Below are 16,743 nucleotides of genomic sequence, written 5' to 3'. Positions count from 1 at the left end.
ATATGGGACGAGTCCGGCAGCGAGAAAAGGGCAAAGGGGGCAAGGATATGGGCGTGGCGCCCCGCTGGCAGCAATTGTCAGCAGGGCAGCCGTCGTGCGCGTCAGGCCCGCGGCTTGTCGACGATATCGAGATGGATTCCGCCGCAACCGTCGCACTGCAGGGTCCAGTATTCGGCAGCACGGCCGGGAATCACGCGCAGCACGGCGAGTTCGGCCTGGCAGTCCGGGCAATTGGTTCTGATCCGCGTCGCGGAGGCAGCTTCGCATCGGGGGACGACAGCGACGACAGCGTTGCCGATCAGGCCGAAACCTGGGCTGACGACATTGTCTTGCCATTGCGTTGCCGGAACCGGTCGATCAGCCTCTTCGCGTCCGTGATCGCTGCATCCCGATCGGACCACGCAAATCCGATGTCGAGCGTCGGAAACGAAATACCATCGATGACGACCGGCCTTTGATCGGTACGTTGAATCCTGGCGTGCCATTGCCTTGTTCCCACTTCAAACGACGAGATTTCAAAACCGCCGTAAATCATTTGCGACCTCGAAATTTCCAGCCTTCGGGATCGAACCACGCACGTGGAAGGCCAAGTGTGAACGAGTTCACACAGCGTCGTTTTTATTTGTGCGAAGCAGTGGAACTTAGCTTTTGAGCATGATCTTTTCGGAAAACCGGTGCCCACTTTTCCGGATCATGCTTAGAGGCGGCCCGCGATGTGATCGGCCAAATCGGCGGCGTCGTCGCCGACACCAGACAGGAACGAGGATTTCATCTTCGACAGCCATTGCAGGCCGAGGAAATACAGGCCCGGTATCTCGGAGATGCCGTGGCGGTGTCTAGGGTCGCCGTTCGCGTCCAGCACCGGTATCTCGATCCAGCCGAGATCGAGGCCGTAGCCGGTGGCCCAGATCACGGCGCCGATGCCCTCGGCGCTGATATCGAGACGGCGCAACGGCTCGGTGAGGCACGGCGGATCAGGCAGTTGGGCGCGGGCCGCCGGATCATCAGGGCAATCGAGGCCGCGTGTCCTCACGTAATCATCCACCACGCCGAGGAACGTCGCATAGGCGGCGTCGCCATTGGCGAAGTTCTCCCCTAGATCGGGCGCGATCGCGATCACGCCGTCGCGCGCCGCCGTGACGCGGCCGAGCAGCGTGATGCCGTCGGCGGCGAAGCGGCGGAAGTCGATGGTGTGGCCGCCATCGGCGCCCGAGATCACCGGCAGCAGGCGCGCCGGGCCACGCAGCTCGACCGGGGTCTTGTCGATGCCGATATCGGCCAGCCACCGGAACAGGTCGCGGCCGCGGTAGCGGCGCGGCAGCCGGCTGTGGCGTCCGACCGACAGGAACACGCGGCGGCCGGCGCGCCGCAGCTCCTCGGCGATCTGCGCGCCCGAAGCGCCGGCGCCGATCACCAGCACTGCGCCATCGGGAAGCTGCGCGGGATTTTTGTAATCGCTGGCGTGGACCTGGAACAGGCCGGGATGATCGCGCAACAAATCGGGCCGCAGCGGCCGCTGATAGGGGCCGGTGGCGACCACGACGTTTTGCGCGGCGATGCAGCCGTCGGAGGTGTCGGCGATGAAGCCGCCGCCGTCGCCTTGCCGCAGCCCGGTCACCGCGACGCCGCAGCGGATTGGCGGCGCGACGAAGGCTGCGTAGTCCTCGATGAATTTGACGATCGAAGCGACCGCCGAGAAGCCGTCAGGGTCACTGTGCGGAAACGCAAACTCCGGCAGCCGCACCGACCAGTTCGGAAACTGGAACATCAATCCGTCCCAGCGTTCGCTGCGCCAGCGCTCGGCGATGCGGTGCCGTTCCAGCACGAGATGATCGATGCCGCGCTGCTTCAGCCGGTGGCTCATCGTGAGCCCGGCCTGGCCGCCGCCGATCACCAGCGTGTCGACGCGCTCAGCCGGCATTGCGCGCTCCCTTGCCGCGCGCGGCGGGCTCGGTTGCGGCGCGGATGATCCAGCGCCGGAACGCGGCGAAGTCGCGCTGCTCGGCGTGGAAGCCGCGATAGACCAGGTACCAGCGCATGCCCTTCGGCACGCTGAGCGCAAACGGCGCCACCAGACGGCCAGCGGCGAGGTCGTCGTCGATATAGGGCCGGATGCCCATCGCGATGCCGAGCCCGTCGACCGCGGCCTGCAGCGCCTGGCCGTAGAACTGGAATTCGGGTCCGCGCGCGGTGACGCGCGGCACGCCGGCGGCCTTCAGCCAAGACGGCCAGTCGTCGGGCGAATGCGCGACGCGGATCAGGCTCGGGCCCTTCAGGTCGGCGGGGCGCTTCAATCCATTGGCGAGACGCGCCGTGCACACCGGCAGCAGGTCGGCCGCAAACAGCGGCTCGGCGACCAGGCCCGGCCATTGCCCGTCGCCGAGCTGGATGCCGCAGCTCCAGTCGTCGCCGAATGGCGCCTGCATGCCGCCGGTGGTGATGCGAACCTCGATGTCGGGCTCCGCTTTGCGGAATTCGGCAAGGTGCGGGATCATCCACTTCATCGCAAACGTCGGCCCGACGCCGACGGTGAGCACGCGCGCGCTCGCCGACGCCGTGACCTGCGCGGTGAGGCTCGCCAGCGCGTCGAAGATCGGCGTCAGCCCGATTTGATAGGCGCGGCCGGCCGGCGTGGTGATGAGACGGTTCGCCTTGCGCTCGAACAGCGCGACGCCGAGCCGCTCTTCCAGGAGATGCACCATCCGGCTGATCGCGGCGGCCGAGACGTTGAGCTCGTGCCCTGCGCCGGCGAAGCTGCCGGTCCGCGCCGCCGCTTCGAACGCCTTGATCCCGTTGAGAAACAGCAGCCGCCGCATGAACACCCTCAGGAAAACTGATGCAAGAGCAAGATAACTCAGTTTGCCCGCGCCGTCCAAGCGCGGGAATATTGGTGCCGCCACAGGATCATGCTCTGGGACGTTGAGGGAGACATGCGATGGCAGAAACGACCGATGCCCTGGTGCTGGATCTCGTAGAGTGGGTCGCACGCGAGCCGCGGCCCTATGCCGAGGTGATCGAGACCTGGCGCACCTCATGCCCGCGGCTGACGATCTGGGAAGATGCCGTCGACCGCGGCTATGTCGCGCGCCGCCCGTCGGTCGAGGGACTGCGGGTGACCGTGACGGAAAGCGGCGAGAGATTTTTGCGCGCGCACGGCCGCATGCATTGAAGCGCACTGGCGGAATCTAGTGCCCCGGCTCCGCGAGCCGCGGCTTGATGATCTCGACCATGCGGTCGGCCGAGGTGCCGGGCGGGAAGAAGCCGAGATAATTGCCGTCGCGGTCCATCAAATAGATGTAGGCGGTGTGATCGACGGTGTAGTCGCCGGCACCCTCGAGCGGCACTTTGGCGTAATAGACCTTGTAGGCATCGGCGACGTTGCGGATCGCCTCCGCCCTGCCGGTCAGGCCGATCAGGCGCGGATGGAACAGCGGCACATATTCGGCGAGATGGGCTGATGTGTCGCGCTCGGGATCGACGGTGATGAAGATCGGCTGCACGCTGTCGGCGTCGCCGCCAAGCTTGTCGAGCGCCAGCGCGATTGCCTGCAGATCGGTCGGGCAGACGTCGGGGCAATAGGTAAAGCCGAAATAGACCAGCATCAATCTGCCGCGGAAGTCACTGTTGGTGCGGACGTGCCCGGTCTGGTCGGTGAGCGCGAAGGGCCCGCCGACCGGCTCCCGATTCCACATCAGGATGTCCATGATCTCGGCGGCCGAGCGCGTCGATTGCGCCGGCGCATCGCCGGCATGCACGCTCGCCAGCGTCAGCCACAGGCCGGCACAGGCGAGCGCAATAGAACGGACAATCATATGCCGAAGGAGAGGCGGCTGCCGGTGGTTGTCACCAGCACCTTGTCGCCCATCTGCGCGGTCGCCTCCTGCACGAAGTTGAGCCCGGAGCAATGCATCGGGATCAGCACGTCAGGATCGAGCTTCTTGATCTCGGCGACCACCTCGGCGAGGTAGTCTTTCGGCGCGGGGCCAAGATGGAAGCCGCCGACGATGGCGTGCACCTTCTGGATGCCGGAGACCTCCTGCGCCTGCATCACCGAATTGACGATGCCGACATGGCCGCAGGACGAGATCACGACCAGGCCCTTGTCCCTGACGTTGAAGCAGGTCGCGTGCTCGTGGATGTGCTCGTCGGGCACGATCTTGCCGTCCAGTTCGGCCGGCAGATAGTGGCTGGTGTTACAGCCAAGCCCGTCCTTGATACCGAACTCGACCCAGGTCTGCGGCAGGATGCGCTCGATGCTGCGGCGGGTGATCTTGCCGGTGGTGAAGGCGTGGCCCGCGATCACGGTCGGGGTCTCGCACAGCACCGTGGTGACGCGTTGGGCTGCGAGCTGGCGGCGATCGAGCGTGCCGAAATCGGTGAACTGGCCCTTCGTCGGCGTCGCGTTGACGCGGTGGCAGAAATTGTCCTCGCCGCCGGCATAGAGCCTGACGTCGGCCGGCAGTCTGTCGCGGAATTTATCCAGGAAGCCGGTGAGGCCGCCGAAATGATCGTAATGGCCGTGGCTGACGATCAGCGCATCGATCTTGCCGGGATCGACGCCGACCAGCTCCATGTTGTTGAGCAGCACCTCGGGCGTATAACCATAGTCGAGCATCAGCGTGCGCTGGCTGCCCGCGGCCTCCGACTCCAGCCACAGCGACAGGCCCCATTCATTGTGCAGCGACCTGCGGAAATCGGCGCCGCGCGTCGCCGGCACGATCGACACGCCGTTGGCCTGCTTGGCCCGCAGGAACTGGTCGAAGCTGGAATCAACGAGAACGCGGATCGACAATTTGTCGACGGTCGGCACCTGGATCGGCGCAGCACTCGCGATCTCGACGCAGGAGAAGGCGCCGGCCGCGGCAGCGCCGGCGATGGCCGCCGAGCCCTTCAGGAAATCGCGCCGCGCCAAATCTCTTGCCATGGAAAATCCCCCGGAAATGATGATGTAGACAAGCGCGGAACCTAGGTCCAATCGCGCCAAGGCTCAAGAGAGGCTCAATGGGATTTCGACGCCGGGCTCTTTCATCACATTCGCGCGCTGTGATGAGGCCGCCATTGACTCGTTGCGGGCATTGCGCGCAAGTTCATGCAATCGCATCTTCTTTCGCGACGCACACGGATGCGCGCGCCCAACGCAGGATCGTCCCCATGATCGACCTCCATTACTGGTCCACGCCGAACGGCCACAAGATCACGATGTTTCTCGAAGAAACCGGGCTTGAGTACAAAATCTTCCCGGTCAACATCGGCAAGGGCGATCAGTTCAAGCCGGAGTTCCTGGCAGTCGCGCCGAACAACCGCATTCCCGCAATTCTCGATCATGCGCCGAAGGGCGGCGGCAAGCCGATCTCCCTGTTCGAGTCCGGCGCGATCCTGCTCTATCTCGCCGAGAAGACCGGACAGTTCCTGCCTGCCGATCTCTATGGCCACTACGACGCGATCCAGTGGACGTTCTGGCAGATGGGCGGACTCGGGCCGATGGCCGGCCAGAACCATCACTTCCGCAACTACGCCGTCGAAAAGCTGCCCTACGCGATCGACCGCTATGTCAACGAGACCAACCGGCTCTACGGCGTGCTCAACAAGCGGCTCGCCGACCGCGCGTTCATCGCCGGTGATTATTCGATCGCCGACATGGCGAGCTATCCCTGGGTCGTGCCGTACAAGAACCAGGGCCAGGAGATCGACGACTTCCCGCATCTGAAGCGCTGGCTGGAGACCATCGGCGCGCGCCCCGCCACGATGCGGGCCTACGCCAAGGCCAAGGAGGTCAACCCGAATTTCGGCCAGCCCGTGAACCGCACCGAGGAAGAGCGCAAGCTGCTGTTCGGACAGACCGCGGCGGTGGTGCGGTAGGTCTCGCTGTCATCATCCGCGAAAGCGGATGATCCAGTAAACACAGGCAGTCGTGTTTCACCAGATGGCCGCGGCGTACTGGATGCCCCGCCTGCGCGGGGGCATGACGGCTGAGTTCATACCCCAACATATGCCGCGCCGCTCCTTCCGTGCCGCGAGCCCCTCGGCGAGGTCGCCGCTTGGCACCAGCACGGCGCGAGTCGGTTGACAGCAGCGCAACGCCTCGGCATTCTTGCATCGCTGCATGTAGGGCGCATCGGCGTTTTCGCCGAAGGGGCAATGCCCACCTACGCAACGTCAACCGTAGCTGCGCCCATGCCGAATCTCGACAACCTTCGCAAACAGGCCAAGCTGATTCTGCGCTGGCACCGCGACCGCTATTATCCGGTCGCCGCCCAGATCAGGTCGGGCTTGCCGCGTTTCAGCCAGATGACCGATCCCGACATCCTCGCCCATGACTTCAAACTGAGTGATGCGCAGGAACTGGTCGCACGGCAACATGGCTTCGAGAGCTGGCAGGCGCTCAGGACAGGACTTCCCGCCACTGACCATGCAGACACGCAATCCGCCAAAGCCGTCCTCATCGCCGCCGAACCTCAACTCTTTGTCGCGGATATCGAGGCGGCCTGCGCGTTCTTCACCCGCAAGCTCGGCTTCGCTGTCGCCTTTACCTATGGCGAGCCGCCGTTCTATGCCCAGGTCGTGCGCGACGTCGCACGTCTCAATCTGCGCTGTGTCGCGGTGCCTCCGATCGACGGCGCGCTGCGCGAACGCGAGCAGTTGCTGGCCGCCTCGCTCACGGTCGCTGCCGCGGACGAGATCAAGCAGCTGTTTCTCGAGTATCAAGCCGCCGGCGTGACGTTCTTCCAGACTTTGAAGCGGCAGCCGTGGGGCGCCAGGGATTTCATCGTGAAGGATCCCGACGGCAATCTGCTGCTATTCGCCGGGCCTGCCGAGTAACTTTCGTCATTGCGAGGAGCAAAGCGACGAAGCAATCCATAGTAGCCGCATCTGCGGACGGACGGATTGCTTCGCTGTCGCTCGCAATGACGGTTGAAGGGAGCGCTCACCCCAGCGCGCCACGCTCCTGCAACAGCACCAGCACGGCATTGAGGTCCGGCAGCACCGCCGCGCATCTGGCGCGTGTCTCGTCGGTCGGCGGTGCCATGTCGGGCACCATCAGCGTGATGGCGCCGGCGGCGTGGGCGGCGGCGACGCCGTGGTTGGAGTCTTCGACCGCCACACAGGCCTGCGGCGTCACGCCGAGATGCGCGGCCGCCTTCAAATAGAGTTCCGGGTCCGGTTTGCCACGTGTCACGTCGTCGAGCGTCAGCACCGTGTCGAAGCGCTCGCGGATGCCGGCGAGTGCGAGGTTGCGTTCGGCGCCGCGGCGCGACGACGCGGTCACGATTGCCATCGGGCAATCGGCGGCGGCCAGCGCGTCGAGCAGCGCCAGCGTGCCTGGCTTGAGCGGCAGGCCCGATCGCATCATCTCGTCGCGGTGAACGAGGAACGCCTGGTTGATCCCGGCCATTGGAAATGTCGGGCCATAGTGCTCGATCAGCATGGCCTCGCAGACCGGCCCGGGCAGGCCGACCATGGAATGGCAGAGCGCGACGGCATCCTCACCGTAGTCGAATGCCGTCAGCGCCGCGACGAGGCTGTCGAAATAGACCTTCTCGGTATCGAGCAGAGTGCCGTCCATGTCGAGCAGGACAGCGTCGATAGTCCATTGCCTGCTCATCTTGCACTCACGCTGGCGTGTTGTTCCGCCAGTTTCCGCAAGCATGACGGGCACAGGCAATCGCCGCCGTCAGTTGGCATCGGCAGGCGAAAGCTTTCATCGGAACACCAGCAGGGACCGCCGAGCGTGCAGGAAAACCCGGCGCCGCAAGACGCGCAGGCGAGGCGGCGAGGTGCAGGCTGTTCGGATCGGTCCGTCATGACGAGATGAACATTCTAACCGCGATTTAATGCTGGAATTAATCTCGGGTTCATCCCGAACCGCGCTATGATCGCAAATCATATAGCCGGGATATGCCGCCAGGGGAATTCCCCAGGAAACTGCCAAGGAAACTACCAAGCACACTGCCAAGGAAACTGCGATGGCCCGCGATTCGCAAGCAGCGCTGGTTGCCCTCAATCGGTTCGGATTCGGCGCCCGTGGTGGCGCATCCGGCGATTTCGTCAATGCGGCCTCCGATCCGCGCGGCTTCGTCAAGGCCGAGCTCGCGCGTCCCGACGGCGCGCTGCTCGAAGTTCCGGGTCTGCTCTCGACCGCCGCACTCGGCAAGCAGGTGTTCGACTATCAGTTCGAGATCCAGCAGGCGCGTGACGCCGCGAAGGTGGCGCAGCCCGCCGCCGGCGAGACGGCGCCGCAGTCTTCCTCCGACCCGATACCGCAGCGGCGCAATCTGTCGCTCTCCACCATCGCCAAGGAGATCACGGCGAAGGACCCGACGATGCAGTCGGCGGAGAATGCCAACGCGGCGATGACGCCGGCCGGGACGATGCAGCCCGCAGTCGATCCACCGAAGCCGCCGCCACAGCCGCTCAACATCATCCAGAAGACATTTCGTGCCGAGGCGCTGGCGCGGCTGCAGCGCGGCGTGGTCGCCGATTGCGGCTTCGTCGAGCGGCTGGTGGTGTTCTGGTCCAATCACTTCTGCATCTCCGCCAACAAGGGGGCGCTGGCACGGATGTGGGCGGGCTCGTTCGAGCGCGACGCGATCCGCCCGCATGTGCTGGGTCGTTTTGCCGACATGCTGAAGGCGGTCGAGCAGCATCCGGCGATGCTGTTCTTCCTCGACAACCAGCAATCGCTGGGCCCGGATTCGCGCGCCGGCATCAACCGCAAGCGCGGTCTGAACGAGAACCTCGCGCGCGAGATCATGGAATTGCACACGCTCGGTGTCGGTGGCGGCTACACCCAGGACGACGTGACGTCGTTTGCACGCGTCATCACCGGCTGGACCTTTGCCGGACGACAAGGCCAACTCGGCACGCCAGGTACCTTCGTGTTCAACGCCAATGCGCACGAGCCCGGCCCGCAGCTCGTGCTGGGCAAGAGCTATCCGCCAAACGGCGTCGCGCAGGGCGAGGCGGTGCTATCTGACATCGCCCGGCATCCCTCGACCGCTAAATTCATCGCGACCAAGCTCGCGTGCCATTTCGTCGCCGACGACCCGCCGCCCGCGCTGATCGCAAGGCTGCAGGACGTCTTCACCAAAACCGATGGCGACCTCAAGGCGCTTGCTACCACGCTGGTCGATTCCAGCGAGGCCTGGCAGGCGCCGCTGACCAAGATGCGCTCGCCCTACGAATTCCTGGTGGCATCCGGCCGCTTGTTGGCGCGCAATCCGGAAGATCCGGGACGCTATCTCAACGGTCTCAACGTGCTCGGTCAGCCGCTGTGGTCGCCCGCCGGGCCGAACGGCTTTCCCGATACCAGCGCGGCCTGGGCGGCGCCCGAGGGTCTCAAGCTGCGGCTCGATATCTCCGCGCAGACAGCTTCCCAGCTCGCCGACCGGCTCGATCCGCGCGACCTGCTCGAACTGGTCGCCGCGGACGCGGCATCGCCGGAGACGCGGCGCACCATCGAGCGCGCGGAATCGCGCCAGCAGGCGCTGGCGCTGTTGTTGATGTCGCCGGAATTCCAGAGGAGGTGACGATGGAGTGCTGTGAGAGCTTGACGACGCAGGCGACGTCGCGCCGGGCGCTGCTGCTCGGTGGCGCGTCGTTCGCGGCCTGGGCTTACTTGCCGAAATTCGCGCGCGCCGCTGATGGCCGCGATCCCAGGCTTGTCGTCGTGATCCTGCGTGGCGCGCTCGACGGTCTCGCGACCGTCGCGCCGATCGGCGATCCTGACTATGCCGGCCTGCATGGCGCGATCGCGCTCAAGGCCGACGGGCCGAATGCTGCAATGATGCTCGATCCGTTCTTCGGCCTGCATCCAGCGATGCCGGAGTTTGCGCGGATGTATCGCGCCAAACAGGCCGCGGTGGTTCATGCGGTCGCGACCTCCTATCGCGATCGCTCGCATTTCGACGGGCAGGACGTGCTCGAAAGCGGCTTTGCCGGTCCCGGCCGGGTGCAGTCCGGCTGGCTCAATCGCGCGCTGGAGGCGCTGCCGAAAGGCGAGCGTGTCATGAGCGCGCTCGCGGTCGGCCCGACCACGCCGTTGGTGCTGCGCGGTGCGGCGCCCACGGTCGGCTGGGCACCGGTCGCACTGCCGCAGGCTGCCGACGACACCGCGATGCGGCTGCTCGATCTCTATCAGCACCGCGATCCGTCGCTGGCGAGCGCCTTGACGCAAGGGTTGCAGCTCGAGAAGCAGGCGCAGGGCGACGACATGAAGCCGAAGCCCGGCGCAGGCGGCGTGGCCGCGATGCGGCTGGTGGCGCGCGGCGCCGCTAAACTGATGGCGGCCGATGACGGCCCGCGGATCGGCGCGCTCGCCTTCGATGGCTGGGACACCCACGCCAATGAGGGCGGCCCGGTCGGCCGTCTCGCGCAACTGCTCGGCGGCCTCGATGGTGCGCTGGCGGAATTCGAAAGCGGCTTGGGGGATCGCTGGCGCGACACCGTGATCGTGGTCGCCACCGAATTCGGCCGCACCGCGCGCATCAACGGCACCGAAGGCACCGACCACGGCACCGGCACCATCGCGCTGCTCGCAGGTGGCGCGGTCAAAGGCGGCCGGATGATCACGGACTGGCCAGGGTTGAAACCCGCCAATCTCTACCAGGCCCGCGACCTCGCCCCGACCATCGATCTGCGCGCGGTGATCAAGGGCGTGCTGCACGATCAGCTCGGCGTCGGCGAGCGCGCGCTCGCGGAGACGGTGTTTCCGGATAGCAGCCCGGTGAAGCCGATGAAGGGGCTGGTGGCGTAAGCGCGAGCCACAAATTCGATGTCGTCCCGGCGCAGGCCGGGACCCATTACCACCGAACGTTGTTGTTAGGAATCGCCGGGGCCCCAGCGCGGCATACCCATACTCATTCGTGGTTATGGGTCCCGGCCTTCCAGGCTGTGTGAAAACCTGATCGGCGGCGGTTACCCCTTCGTAATCCGATCGATCTCCGACATCTCGTCCGCGCTCAGCTTCCAGTCGATCGCCTTCACGTTCTGCTCGACCTGCTCGACGCGCGTTGCTCCCGCGATCACGCTGGAGACCTGCGGGCGTGCCGCCAGCCACGAAAACGCAAGCTCGAGCATGGTGTGGCCACGCTCCTTGGCAAAGGCCTGCAGCTTCTCGACGATGTCCTCGTTACGCGGTGTGACGTAGCGATCTTTCAGCGCCGGTGCTTTCGCAAAACGCGTATCGGCGGGGGCGGCGGCACCGCGTTGGTATTTTCCGGTGAGAAGGCCGCTGGCGAGTGGAAAGAACGGCAGCAGGCCGAGATTGTATTCCTTCGCCGCCGGCAGCAGGTCCTTTTCGATGTCGCGCACCACGAGACTGTATTCGTCCTGGCAGGAGACGAAGCGGACGACGTTCATCGCGCGCGCGACGTACTCGGCCTCGGCGATGCGCCATGCCGGGAAATTGGAATTACCGATGTAGCGCACCTTGCCCTGGCGGACGAGATCGTCGAGCGCGCGCAAGGTCTCGTCGATCGGCGTCAAGGGATCGTAATCGTGCTGCTGGTAGAGATCGATGTAGTCGGTCTTCAGCCGGGTCAGGCTCGCTTCCACCGCCGACATGATGTAGCGCCGCGAGGCGCCCTGCTTGGTGCCGTCGGCCGCCATCGGCTTGGAGTATTTGGTGGCGAGCACGATGTCCTTGCGGCGATCGCCCAGCACCGTGCCGAGCACGGTTTCCGAGCCACCCTGGCCTGCGTAAATGTCGGCGGTGTCGAACAGGGTGATGCCGAGGTCGATTGCCCTGTGGATCACCTTGCGCGAAGTTTCCAGATCGGTGCGCTGACCGAAATTGTTGCAGCCGATGCCGACCGCGGATACGCGCAGGCCCGAGCCGCCGAGATTACGAATTTCCATGAGATAATCCTGTGGGGGAGAAGCAAGGTCGGCGCATTGTGGCGCGTTGCCCCTCACCCGGCAAGGTGCGCTCCGGCCGCGCACGGCGCATGGCAATGGCGCAAAAAAAAAGCGGTCCCGGTCAGACGCGGCGACTGACGGGGACCGCTCGGGGCGCGAGATCCGAGACGGGGGGCCTGATCTTACGCAGGGCGAAGCCTAGCCGGGCTTTGTAACGCCCCGGTGACATCTGATCTTATCCACAGGGCTTCGGAGACGCGCTCAGAAGCTGCACTCAGAAGCGGTGCTCAGAAGACTTGGACTCAGAAGTGGTATTCAAAAGACTTGGCGATAGATGACGAAGCCCGGCTTCTCCGCGACCTTGTCGTAGAGCTGCATCGCGGTGTGGTTGGTCTCGTGGGTCTGCCAGTAGACCCGCGGCGAGCCTGCGAGCTTCGCCTGCGCGTAAACGCCGTTGATCAAAGCGCGGCCGACGCCTTTGACGCGCGCGGCCGCGTCGGTGAAGAGATCCTGCAGGTAACATGTCGGTTCGATCGCCGTCGTCGAGCGGTGAAACAAATAGTGCGTCAGCCCGAGCAGTCTGCCGTCCCGCTCGGCGACCAGCGCATGCACCGGCTCATAGGCATCAAAGAAGCGCTGCCACGTCACCGCGGTGATCTCAGGCGCCAGCGCCGTCGGCCCTGAACGTCCGTAGAACGCGTTGTAGCCGTCCCACAGCGGAAGCCACTGGGCGTAGTCCTGCCGGGCAACGAAGCGGATGGTGACGTCGTCGGACATGAGTGATCCTGCGGTGAGCGATGCGGCGAGCGGCCGGCAACGTTCTATCGTCGGGATCGTGCGGGATCAATTGCGCAAGCGCATCCTGCGTCACTCCGCGGCGTGCAGAGGCGGCGCCTGCGCGCGCTCGCTGCCGCGCAGCGAACGGAAATAGTCGGCCCTGTCGGGATCGTCGGTGTATCGCACCAGATCCGTCACCGGCGTGTAGCTCAGCATGCGCCCGCCATCGGGCAGCGCGGTGCAGCTGAAGCGCAGCACCTGGCCGTCGGCAAGGGTGATATTGATCGGCGTGGAATCGCCTGCGCGCATCTTCTCGGTACGCTCTGCGATGAACGCGCCCATCTCGTCCTCCGGCAACTCCCACGCGCCGGTGTCGCGGCCGTGATACATCAGCGCGATGAAGGGCGGCTTCGAGTCAGCCTGCGCGTCGGAGAGCGCGAAATATTCGCGGAAGGCGCGGTTGATGAATTCGGCGCGGGTGTCGGAGTCAAGCAGCACGATGCCGATGTCGACCTGGTCGAGCGCGTTGGCGAGCCGCGCTGCGGTGGCGTTATGCTCCTGATCGGCGGCGAAGGCATCGATCCATTTCTGCCGCAGCAGTCCGGTGATCAAGGCGGTGCCGGCGGCGGTTGCCGCCAGCATCAGCATCCGCGACACGTCTGTTACGCCGTAACCGGGCATCGCGCGATGATCGAGGAAGAACAGCGCCGAGCATATCACCGCGATCCCCGCGCTGGTCAGCCCGGAGGCGATGCCGCTGACGGAGGCGGCAAGTGCGACGATGCAGACGAACAGCGGCGCGGGGTTGGGGACCGCGACTAGATAACGATCGACAAGGAAGGCGGTCAGCGCGGTGACCGCCGTCAGAGCCGGACCCGAAATTGTACGCCAGTCGAACCGCATGGGCGTTCTCGTTGCCTGTCGAGAATAAGGGCCGCAGTTTGACGGCAGGTCCGCAACGCTGCCGGCATTTCCACTGTGAGCGTTAAGGCCTGCCTGCGGCGGCCGGGCGAGCTTTCGCCGCTTTCAAATCAAATGATAGGCACGTCGGCGAGCAACCGGCTCCGTGCATCTTCCGCAAACGGCGTTGAGCGCCGCGGTCTATTTGGCAGGCGTCATGATCCGCATCGGATGCGCACGGTCTTCGCCACGCGTGCCGGTCACGATCAAGAGCGACGCCGCGAGCAGGATCGCGACCGCCAACGTCACGGTTACCAGTCCGACGGGTGTCTTCATCATGTCGAGCCGCGCCGCCTCCACCGCGCCTTGCTGCGCAAAGGTGCCAACCGGAAAATGCTGAGTTAGGTCGCGAGCGGCATCGCGATGGCGATCTTGCTCGACAGCACCGTCAGCGTGACGACGAGGCAGAGCGTCAGCGCGCCGATCGCGAGCGATGCGGCGATCGCATTCGTCAGCCGGGTCGATGCCACGGGGGCAGGGCGGCTCTCGAAGCCTGCCGTGCCGGACGACCGTACCATGGTCTAAATCCTTCAGGGCGCGGGCGAATCACCCGCGACGTTCAACCCAAAATGTGCGGGTCGTCGCCGGCAATATTACGGCGGCCAAGCCATCGAAAACGGCAAAAACACGGCGGTATTAGTGGTTTTGCCCGCTATTTAGGCGGTTTTCCCGCTAAATCAGTTGTTCAGACGCTGGCGGCGAGGCGGGCCGGGGCCTCGATCCCGCTTCCGGACTGCCAATCCATGGCGACGAATCCGGGGGTCTGCTCGACCCGTCGGAGCCAGGCGCGGATCGCCGGGAAGGTCGCAAGGTCGAAATCGCAGCGGTCGGCGACGTGGGTGTAGCCATACAGCGCGATGTCGGCGACGGTGAACTGGTTGGCGGCGAAATAGGCATGTCCCTTGAGGTGATTCTCCATCACCTGCAGCGCCGCATAGCCGCGTTCCATCCAGTCCTCCAGGGCATGCGTCTGCAAGTCCCGGCCGCCCCTGACCAGCGACAGCCAGAAATAGGCGGCGCCGATATTCGGCTCCAGCGCGTGCTGCTCGAAGAACATCCATTGCAGCGCTTCGGCGCGCTCGACCCGCGATTCCGGCGCCAGCGGCGTGCCGATCGCGACATACCAGAGAATGGCGTTGGACTCGGCGAGGTAGCGGCCTTCGGCGACTTCGAGCAACGGCACCTGGCCGCTCGGATTCTTGGCCAGGAATTCCGGGGTGCGGCTCTCGCCGCGCAGGATGTCGATCTCGACCGCCTCGTACGGCGTGTTCAGCAAGGCCAGCGCCAGGCGAACCTTGTAGCTGTTGCCGGAGCGCTGCATCGAATAGAGCTTGTACATTGCGTCGGGGTTCACTCGATCGGGAAGACGGGACGCTCGAAGACTGCGCGGCCTGTCACACCGCAATGCGCCTAAACAATGATGCCGATACCGGTGCGTCGCAAGCCCTCGACCCTGGAAAAAGTCGAAACGCCTACCGCACTGCACGCGTGCAGAACGATTCTATCGACACGGCAGAACAACTCGGATCACGCTTGCGCGACGCTGCGATCGATGCCAGCCGGCGGGTTGTGGTCGCGGATATTAACATGTTCAGGGCGTGCCGATCCCGAGTCCCGGTGATGCCGTGCTCGCAGCCAGCGCGCGGCGAATTGTCCTCGGAGCAATTCGTGTTGCTGCGCGTGGCGATGTGTTGTCGCGACGGGCCCGATCCGGCCGCCGCAGACCTTGCCGGATATGAGCCGATCGGGGCCGGAACTTGCGGAATGTTGCGTGCGCCGCGCGCGATCGCGCGAAAATTTCCGACTTTGCCGCCAAGCTTCTTGCGATGCAGCGGCGACCGGCCTAGTGTGCCGCGATCCCATTCAGATCAAGTCGTGGCCAACTGTTCACGACGTTTGCCCGGAGATGATCATGGCCTTCCTGTCCGCTGCGCTCGACCGTGTGAAGCCGTCCGCGACGATCGCGGTCACGGACAAAGCGCGTGCGCTGAAAGCCGCGGGCCGCAACGTCATCGGCCTCGGCGCCGGCGAGCCTGACTTCGACACGCCCGCCAACATCAAGCTGGCGGCGATCCACGCGATCGAGGCCGGCAAGACCAAGTACACCGATGTCGGCGGCATTCCGGAGCTGAAGGAAGCCATCATCAACAAGTTCTCGCGCGAGAACGGCCTCTCCTACAAGCCGAACCAGATCATCGTCGGCACCGGCGGCAAGCAGGTGCTCTACAACGCGCTGATGGCGACCATCAATCCGGGCGACGAGGTGATCATCCCGGCGCCCTATTGGGTCAGCTATCCCGAGATGGTCGCGCTTGCCGGCGGCGAGTCGGTGCCGGTGATTTGCCCGGCGTCGAGCGGCTTCAAGCTGCGCCCGCAAGATCTCGAAAAGGCGATCACGCCGAAGACCAAGTGGGTCATCCTGTGCTCGCCGTCGAACCCGACCGGCTCGGCCTATACGCGCAGCGAGCTGAAGGCGCTCACCGACGTGCTGGTCAAGCATCCGCATGTCTGGGTGATGACCGACGACATGTATGAGCACCTGGTCTATGACGACTTCGTCTTCACCACCGCGGCGCAAGTCGAGCCGAGCCTCTACGATCGCACGCTGACCGTGAACGGTGTGTCGAAGGCCTATTGCATGACCGGATGGCGCATCGGCTATGCCGGCGGTCCCGCACAGCTGATCAAGGCGATGCAGACGATCCAGTCGCAGTCGACCTCGAACCCGTCGTCGATCGCGCAGTGGGCCGCCGTCGAGGCACTGAACGGGCCGCAGGACTTCATCCCGGCCAACAACAAGGTGTTCAAGGAACGCCGCGACCTCGTGGTGTCGATGCTCAACCAGGCGAGCGGCATCGAGTGCCCGCGTCCCGAAGGTGCGTTCTACGTCTATCCGTCCTGCGCCGGCACGATCGGCAAGACGGCGCCGTCGGGCAAGGTGCTCGGCAACGACGAGGACTTCGTCACCGAGCTGCTCGAGAGCGAAGGCGTCGCCGTGGTGCAGGGCTCCGCGTTCGGGCTCGGACCCGCGTTCCGCATCTCCTATGCCACCAAGACCTCGGATCTTGAGGAAGCTTGCAAGCGCATCCAGCGCTTCTGCGGCAATCTGCGATAATTCACTGTCGGACGAAAATGCATTCCCGCACGTGA

The 16,743-nt window shown here is 65.0% G+C and carries 18 protein-coding genes; 6 read left to right on the top strand and 12 right to left on the bottom strand.

The annotated features are described in order from the left end of the window. Positions 1-298 precede the first annotated feature (298 nt). From UP10_RS26615 to UP10_RS26605, 3 genes are all read right to left on the bottom strand, one after another. A complete protein-coding gene (locus tag UP10_RS26615) occupies positions 299-535 on the bottom strand; it encodes a hypothetical protein (RefSeq protein ID WP_044590203.1) in 237 nt (78 codons plus the stop codon). A gap of 162 nt (positions 536-697) precedes the next feature. Beyond that, positions 698-1,921, bottom strand: a complete 1,224-nt coding sequence (locus UP10_RS26610) for an NAD(P)-binding domain-containing protein (protein ID WP_044590202.1) — start codon at positions 1,919-1,921, stop codon at positions 698-700. After that, positions 1,911-2,816: a LysR substrate-binding domain-containing protein gene (locus UP10_RS26605; RefSeq protein ID WP_044590201.1), complete on the bottom strand. Its 906-nt coding sequence runs from the start codon at positions 2,814-2,816 to the stop codon at positions 1,911-1,913. The genes UP10_RS26610 and UP10_RS26605 overlap by 11 nt, the downstream gene beginning before the upstream one ends. Positions 2,817-2,935: 119 nt before the next feature. Here UP10_RS26605 and UP10_RS26600 point away from each other — a divergent pair, with 119 nt between their 5' ends. Next, positions 2,936-3,169 carry a hypothetical protein gene (locus tag UP10_RS26600; RefSeq protein WP_044590200.1) on the top strand — a complete coding sequence of 78 codons (234 nt, stop codon included), beginning with the start codon at positions 2,936-2,938 and terminating at the stop codon, positions 3,167-3,169. A 16-nt stretch (positions 3,170-3,185) separates the two neighbouring features. Here the strand turns inward: UP10_RS26600 and UP10_RS26595 are convergent, their stop codons facing one another. Continuing rightward, entirely contained in the window at positions 3,186-3,812 is a 627-nt protein-coding gene (locus UP10_RS26595; protein ID WP_044590199.1) for an SCO family protein, read from the bottom strand. Then, complete coding sequence (locus tag UP10_RS26590) at positions 3,809-4,924, bottom strand: MBL fold metallo-hydrolase (protein WP_044590198.1); 1,116 nt, start codon at positions 4,922-4,924, stop codon at positions 3,809-3,811. The genes UP10_RS26595 and UP10_RS26590 overlap by 4 nt, the downstream gene beginning before the upstream one ends. 227 nt (positions 4,925-5,151) lie before the next feature. On the opposite strand from UP10_RS26590, the gene UP10_RS26585 reads away from it, so the two are divergent. Both UP10_RS26585 and UP10_RS26575 read left to right on the top strand, forming a co-directional pair. Then, the gene (locus UP10_RS26585) at positions 5,152-5,859 is read left to right on the top strand and encodes a glutathione binding-like protein (RefSeq protein WP_044590197.1); all 708 of its coding nucleotides are present in this window, start codon (positions 5,152-5,154) and stop codon (positions 5,857-5,859) included. A gap of 315 nt (positions 5,860-6,174) precedes the next feature. After that, a complete protein-coding gene (locus UP10_RS26575; protein ID WP_044590195.1) occupies positions 6,175-6,819 on the top strand; it encodes a VOC family protein in 645 nt (214 codons plus the stop codon). Between the two features lie 106 nt (positions 6,820-6,925). Here the strand turns inward: UP10_RS26575 and UP10_RS26570 are convergent, their stop codons facing one another. After that, entirely contained in the window at positions 6,926-7,603 is a 678-nt protein-coding gene (locus UP10_RS26570; RefSeq protein WP_044590313.1) for an HAD family hydrolase, read from the bottom strand. A gap of 361 nt (positions 7,604-7,964) precedes the next feature. On the opposite strand from UP10_RS26570, the gene UP10_RS26565 reads away from it, so the two are divergent. Beyond that, the gene (locus UP10_RS26565; RefSeq protein WP_044590194.1) at positions 7,965-9,527 is read left to right on the top strand and encodes a DUF1800 domain-containing protein; all 1,563 of its coding nucleotides are present in this window, start codon (positions 7,965-7,967) and stop codon (positions 9,525-9,527) included. A 2-nt stretch (positions 9,528-9,529) separates the two neighbouring features. Then, the gene (locus UP10_RS26560) at positions 9,530-10,753 is read left to right on the top strand and encodes a DUF1501 domain-containing protein (RefSeq protein WP_044590193.1); all 1,224 of its coding nucleotides are present in this window, start codon (positions 9,530-9,532) and stop codon (positions 10,751-10,753) included. 161 nt (positions 10,754-10,914) lie between these two features. Here the strand turns inward: UP10_RS26560 and UP10_RS26555 are convergent, their stop codons facing one another. The 6 genes from UP10_RS26555 to UP10_RS26540 all read right to left on the bottom strand — a co-directional run bounded on the left by UP10_RS26555 (position 10,915) and on the right by UP10_RS26540 (position 14,932). After that, positions 10,915-11,856 (bottom strand): aldo/keto reductase, encoded by a 942-nt coding sequence (locus UP10_RS26555; RefSeq protein ID WP_044590192.1) that lies wholly within the window; start codon positions 11,854-11,856, stop codon positions 10,915-10,917. A gap of 315 nt (positions 11,857-12,171) precedes the next feature. Further along, complete coding sequence (locus UP10_RS26550; protein WP_044590191.1) at positions 12,172-12,633, bottom strand: GNAT family N-acetyltransferase; 462 nt, start codon at positions 12,631-12,633, stop codon at positions 12,172-12,174. Between the two features lie 90 nt (positions 12,634-12,723). After that, positions 12,724-13,536, bottom strand: a complete 813-nt coding sequence (locus tag UP10_RS26545; protein WP_044590190.1) for a PAS-domain containing protein — start codon at positions 13,534-13,536, stop codon at positions 12,724-12,726. A gap of 198 nt (positions 13,537-13,734) precedes the next feature. Beyond that, on the bottom strand, positions 13,735-13,872 hold the full coding sequence (locus UP10_RS45420) for a hypothetical protein (RefSeq protein WP_197082684.1): 138 nt from the start codon (positions 13,870-13,872) through the stop codon (positions 13,735-13,737). A gap of 62 nt (positions 13,873-13,934) precedes the next feature. After that, positions 13,935-14,111 (bottom strand): hypothetical protein, encoded by a 177-nt coding sequence (locus UP10_RS45415; RefSeq protein ID WP_197086901.1) that lies wholly within the window; start codon positions 14,109-14,111, stop codon positions 13,935-13,937. 167 nt (positions 14,112-14,278) lie between these two features. Beyond that, complete coding sequence (locus UP10_RS26540; protein ID WP_044590189.1) at positions 14,279-14,932, bottom strand: glutathione S-transferase family protein; 654 nt, start codon at positions 14,930-14,932, stop codon at positions 14,279-14,281. A 573-nt stretch (positions 14,933-15,505) separates the two neighbouring features. On the opposite strand from UP10_RS26540, the gene UP10_RS26535 reads away from it, so the two are divergent. Next, positions 15,506-16,708 (top strand): pyridoxal phosphate-dependent aminotransferase, encoded by a 1,203-nt coding sequence (locus UP10_RS26535; RefSeq protein ID WP_044539491.1) that lies wholly within the window; start codon positions 15,506-15,508, stop codon positions 16,706-16,708. The last annotated feature ends 35 nt before the right edge of the window (positions 16,709-16,743 follow it).

The sequence above is a fragment of the Bradyrhizobium sp. LTSPM299 genome, from assembly GCF_000938235.1.
Classification (GTDB): domain Bacteria; phylum Pseudomonadota; class Alphaproteobacteria; order Rhizobiales; family Xanthobacteraceae; genus Bradyrhizobium.
Note: the sequence above shows the minus strand (reverse complement) of the source record. Positions and strands in the feature narration are given on the sequence as shown.

Bases quoted from the DNA above. Each gene is read 5' to 3' on its own strand.
- UP10_RS26615 (WP_044590203.1), bottom strand. From the start codon at position 535: ATGATTTACGGCGGTTTTGAAATCTCGTCGTTTGAAGTGGGAACAAGG.
- UP10_RS26610 (WP_044590202.1), bottom strand. From the start codon at position 1,921: ATGCCGGCTGAGCGCGTCGACACGCTGGTGATCGGCGGCGGCCAGGCC.
- UP10_RS26605 (WP_044590201.1), bottom strand. From the start codon at position 2,816: ATGCGGCGGCTGCTGTTTCTCAACGGGATCAAGGCGTTCGAAGCGGCG.
- UP10_RS26600 (WP_044590200.1), top strand. From the start codon at position 2,936: ATGGCAGAAACGACCGATGCCCTGGTGCTGGATCTCGTAGAGTGGGTC.
- UP10_RS26595 (WP_044590199.1), bottom strand. From the start codon at position 3,812: ATGATTGTCCGTTCTATTGCGCTCGCCTGTGCCGGCCTGTGGCTGACG.
- UP10_RS26590 (WP_044590198.1), bottom strand. From the start codon at position 4,924: ATGGCAAGAGATTTGGCGCGGCGCGATTTCCTGAAGGGCTCGGCGGCC.
- UP10_RS26585 (WP_044590197.1), top strand. From the start codon at position 5,152: ATGATCGACCTCCATTACTGGTCCACGCCGAACGGCCACAAGATCACG.
- UP10_RS26575 (WP_044590195.1), top strand. From the start codon at position 6,175: ATGCCGAATCTCGACAACCTTCGCAAACAGGCCAAGCTGATTCTGCGC.
- UP10_RS26570 (WP_044590313.1), bottom strand. From the start codon at position 7,603: ATGAGCAGGCAATGGACTATCGACGCTGTCCTGCTCGACATGGACGGC.
- UP10_RS26565 (WP_044590194.1), top strand. From the start codon at position 7,965: ATGGCCCGCGATTCGCAAGCAGCGCTGGTTGCCCTCAATCGGTTCGGA.
- UP10_RS26560 (WP_044590193.1), top strand. From the start codon at position 9,530: ATGGAGTGCTGTGAGAGCTTGACGACGCAGGCGACGTCGCGCCGGGCG.
- UP10_RS26555 (WP_044590192.1), bottom strand. From the start codon at position 11,856: ATGGAAATTCGTAATCTCGGCGGCTCGGGCCTGCGCGTATCCGCGGTC.
- UP10_RS26550 (WP_044590191.1), bottom strand. From the start codon at position 12,633: ATGTCCGACGACGTCACCATCCGCTTCGTTGCCCGGCAGGACTACGCC.
- UP10_RS26545 (WP_044590190.1), bottom strand. From the start codon at position 13,536: ATGCGGTTCGACTGGCGTACAATTTCGGGTCCGGCTCTGACGGCGGTC.
- UP10_RS45420 (WP_197082684.1), bottom strand. From the start codon at position 13,872: ATGATGAAGACACCCGTCGGACTGGTAACCGTGACGTTGGCGGTCGCG.
- UP10_RS45415 (WP_197086901.1), bottom strand. From the start codon at position 14,111: ATGGTACGGTCGTCCGGCACGGCAGGCTTCGAGAGCCGCCCTGCCCCC.
- UP10_RS26540 (WP_044590189.1), bottom strand. From the start codon at position 14,932: ATGTACAAGCTCTATTCGATGCAGCGCTCCGGCAACAGCTACAAGGTT.
- UP10_RS26535 (WP_044539491.1), top strand. From the start codon at position 15,506: ATGGCCTTCCTGTCCGCTGCGCTCGACCGTGTGAAGCCGTCCGCGACG.